The organism is Alteromonas sp. BZK5 (assembly GCF_014349115.1).
Classification (GTDB): Bacteria; Pseudomonadota; Gammaproteobacteria; order Enterobacterales; family Alteromonadaceae; genus Alteromonas; species Alteromonas macleodii.
In genome coordinates, this window is sequence record NZ_JACSOE010000169.1 from 1 (window position 1) to 3,696 (window position 3,696).

At 39.1% G+C, this 3,696-nt stretch carries 3 protein-coding genes; 2 read left to right on the plus strand and 1 reads right to left on the minus strand.

Annotated features, from left to right (window positions below; translation table 11 throughout):
- Both BIZ39_RS20695 and BIZ39_RS20700 read left to right on the plus strand, forming a co-directional pair.
- On the plus strand, positions 1-1,350 hold a 1,350-nt coding region (locus BIZ39_RS20695), incomplete at its 5' end, for an AAA family ATPase (protein WP_187447946.1).
- Positions 1,337-2,617: an McrC family protein gene (locus tag BIZ39_RS20700; protein WP_187447947.1), complete on the plus strand. Its 1,281-nt coding sequence runs from the start codon at positions 1,337-1,339 to the stop codon at positions 2,615-2,617. The genes BIZ39_RS20695 and BIZ39_RS20700, both read left to right, overlap by 14 nt.
- A 362-nt stretch (positions 2,618-2,979) precedes the next feature.
- On the opposite strand, the gene BIZ39_RS20705 is transcribed toward BIZ39_RS20700, so the two are convergent.
- Positions 2,980-3,462: a hypothetical protein gene (locus BIZ39_RS20705; RefSeq protein ID WP_222936731.1), complete on the minus strand. Its 483-nt coding sequence runs from the start codon at positions 3,460-3,462 to the stop codon at positions 2,980-2,982.
- Positions 3,463-3,696: the final 234 nt, after the last annotated feature.

The window sequence follows — 3,696 nt, forward strand, 5'->3', positions numbered from 1 at the left end:
AAACTATACCGTGATGCAGGCTTTACGATAGAAAACGAAAGCTACGATTACAACGTCACTTCTATCAACTACTTTAAAAACCATATGAATGTTGGCGATTTAGTCATTGTTTCAGATGGAAACCAAAAGTTTAGAGCCATAGCTGAAGTGACTAGTGAATATTACTTCGAAGAAAATGAAACTGGTCATTATTGCCAGCTAAGAAAAGTACGATGGTTAAAAGTTTATTCCCCGTCTCTACCAACAAGTGAGCTATTCAGTAAAAATCTTTCGCAACAAACTATTTATAGTTTAAAGCCCCCAACTCTGGATTTAATAAAACTACAGGCTTTACTGACCGGGGGGGAAGAAAAAGGCAGTTTAGCGGTTGGATCAAACATCTCTGGTTACGCAGTTACGTCGATAAGTAGTGAAATCATTGAGTTCAAGAAACCTAATGGCTCTCGGTTACCGTTACCAATGAGTATTATTAATGAGCTCGTTGACTTGGTGAAAAATGGCAAAGGTACTATAGAAGACATAAAAAATAAGACGTTATTCGACAAAGTAGAAACGAACTTAGAGAAATATCTAGTTAATGGTTACAGCAATTTATTGGCTCAACTAGTTGCCTATATTATTGATAATGGACTTTCTTTTGGTGATCGGGTGTCCAGTGACAATAGGGTACTGATTATCGACGAAATTAATCGAGGGAATATAGCCAACATTTTTGGTGAGTTAATTACTTTGATTGAGCCGAGTAAAAGAGCAGGTGAACCAGATGCTTTATCCGTGACTCTTCCGTATACCAAAAAGCCATTTAGTGTGCCTTCAAACCTCTATCTACTCGGAACAATGAATACAGCTGATAAGTCGTTAGCTCAGGTAGACATTGCGCTTCGGCGGCGGTTTGAATTTGTTGAAATGATGCCTGACTATGAGCTACTAAAATCAATCCCCAAAATTCAGGGAATTGATATTTCGCGCCTAGCTAAAGCAATTAATCAACGAATCGAATTGTTGTTCGATCGCGAGCACACTATAGGACACAGTTTCTTTCTTCCTCTTATTAGTGAGCCGACTATTGAGAAGTTAGGGGAAATATTTGAACTTCAAATCTTGCCTCTATTGGAAGAGTATTTCTTTGAAGACTGGGAAAGGGTTGGGCAAGTGTTAGGAGACCATCTCAAAGCCGCAAGTAATAAAGCTGAAAGCGATAATAGATTCATTATCGAGAAATATTCTACGAGTGAAATTGCAGAACTAATGGGAAGTGAGTGGGAGCCCAATGGGGTGCAGGTGTTTGTAAGAAATGATTATGCTTTGACCAATCCAGATGCCTATATAGCGTGTTATGAACCACGTTAAATCTTTTGTTCAGGTTAAAGAGTATGGATTACTGGTGGAAACCGGTGACGATACTAACCCTAATCATGCAGAAGTCTCGACTTCGGCGTTTAATTGGTTGATGAGTAACGGCTTAAGCATAGCTGGTAGAGAGCTTGTTCGTGTTAAGCGAATGGGTAAGAAGCTCGCGTTGCAAGTTGTTAACTTTGTCGGTGTACTTGACACTCCGTGCGGTACACGTATAGAGATTCTGCCGAAAATCTACAGTGACCAAACGTCAATAGAGGCCTCAAGAAAAACGCTACTGAAAATGTTAGCAGTTGTTGAAAACTTAAAGCTAGAGCAATTCAATAATGCCCATCTTCAAGTAGTAAATCAGCCATTAATTGAAGTGCTGATTTCACAGTTTTTGTCACAAGTTTCTCTTCTACTAAAAAAAGGTCTGCGTAGTGAATATCAACGCGTTGATGCTCAAAGAAGTTTTCTGAAAGGACGGTTGAACACAGCCAAACAGATGCGACAACGGCCCGGAAGAGATCATATCTTTCAAATTTCCTACGATACCTTTTCTGTTAATAGAGCTGAAAACAGGCTTATTTTGTCTGCTGTTTATATTGTTTCGAGATGGACAAGAAGTTCACAAAATCAGCGTCTTGCGAGAGAACTTATCTTTGCCTTTGACGGTGTAAATAAATCAAATAACCACAATGAAGATTTTAAGCGTTGGTCGACGGACAGAAATCTAATTCACTATCGAAATTTAGAATCCTGGTGCAAATTAATACTTTTCAACGAGTCTCCGCTTACCATGTCGGGCAATACGGAGGGGGTATCATTTTTGTTTCCTATGGAAGTCTTGTTTGAGCGATATGTAGAGAAGAAACTAAGCAAATTATTACCGAGTCGGTTCTCAGTAAAAGGCCAAATAAAAGGAGAGTCACTCACAAGCCATAATGGACAGAATTGGTTCAACTTGCGCCCAGATATCGCTATTTATGACAATGGTGAGATAGCTGTTATTGCTGATACTAAGTGGAAGATAATTAACGAAAATCTTAATACATCGAAAGACAAATATTATCTAGCACAATCAGATATGTATCAGTTATTCGCTTACGGTGAGAAGTATCTCAAAGGGCAGGGCTCTCTAGTGCTTATTTATCCTAAAAATGAAAATTTTCTTGAATCTCTTCCATCATTTGAATTTAAACCAGGTTTACTTTTACACGTAGTCCCTTACGATCTAGACAAAGATGAGCTCCGAATAAACGCGCCTATACTTTTTTAACGACATTTCGATAACAAGTAGCGTAAAAAATCGTGAGACATGAATCGCTAACTAAAGAATAACTATGCTAATAGAGGGAACTGCACCGGAGTAGTAGTTGTTCTAATATGGTACGTAGCAAAAACTTTCTTCCAGACGCAAAAAAACCGACTAAAAAGTCGGTTTCAGTATCTACTTCGAAAAGAAGAAGATGGTACCAGTGGGCGGACTTGAACCGCCACGCTATCGCTAGCAACGGATTTTGAAAAAAATGCGTCTGCTTAAAGTTATATATTTCAACTGGTTATATTTGAGCAAAGAAGCTTTGCAAATTCTTTGCATAAAGAGCGTTAGGCGTTTCAGTTGCAGCACTCTAGGCATTCTTACTCAAAAATACTCCTTAATTTCAACATGCCGCCATACCAGCTATTTAACAGGTCTCTTGATATATCAGGAAAAAATAACGGCATCAACAACGTTCCTAAGATGACTGTTGCGAGAATATAAACAAAGAAGCCTTTTAGTTTTAAGCGCCACCTTAGCACATCCTGGCCTGCACTTAATAAGTCGACGTTACTGTGCAGGTCAACTGTGCGTTCCGATTCTGATTTAAGTGACAAGGACAACTTCGCATTATTAGTTCTTAAACTTTCGTTGATACTGTCAATTTTTTCGATTTTGTTCTTTGCAGAGGCCAAGCTATTTAATGACTCTTTGAACAGAGTAGCCAAGGATACAGCTTCACTCCTAGATACTTTTATATCTTCTTCCAGAGCAAATATTTTCTGTTTTAGAATTTCCTCTTTCTCTAACCACAGAGCCGAATCTTTGTCGTAAATCCTCGTCGAAACTGGGTCAACCTTCAATTGCCCCACGATTCCTTTGGCAAACCATTGTAGTAGATTATTAATATGTGCCTCTACCAGTTGATGTCCCCAAGGTTGACCTTTAGGCCAGTTTGGGCGCTCAGCCGGGAACTGTCTTGCACTTCCTTCCTCAATATGACGTGGTCAACCAAAATCACACAACCCAGTTAAGCCGCTTTTTGTAAGTTAGCCATGTCAGCCTCATATTGATTTGGACTCTTGTAATCCAGATAT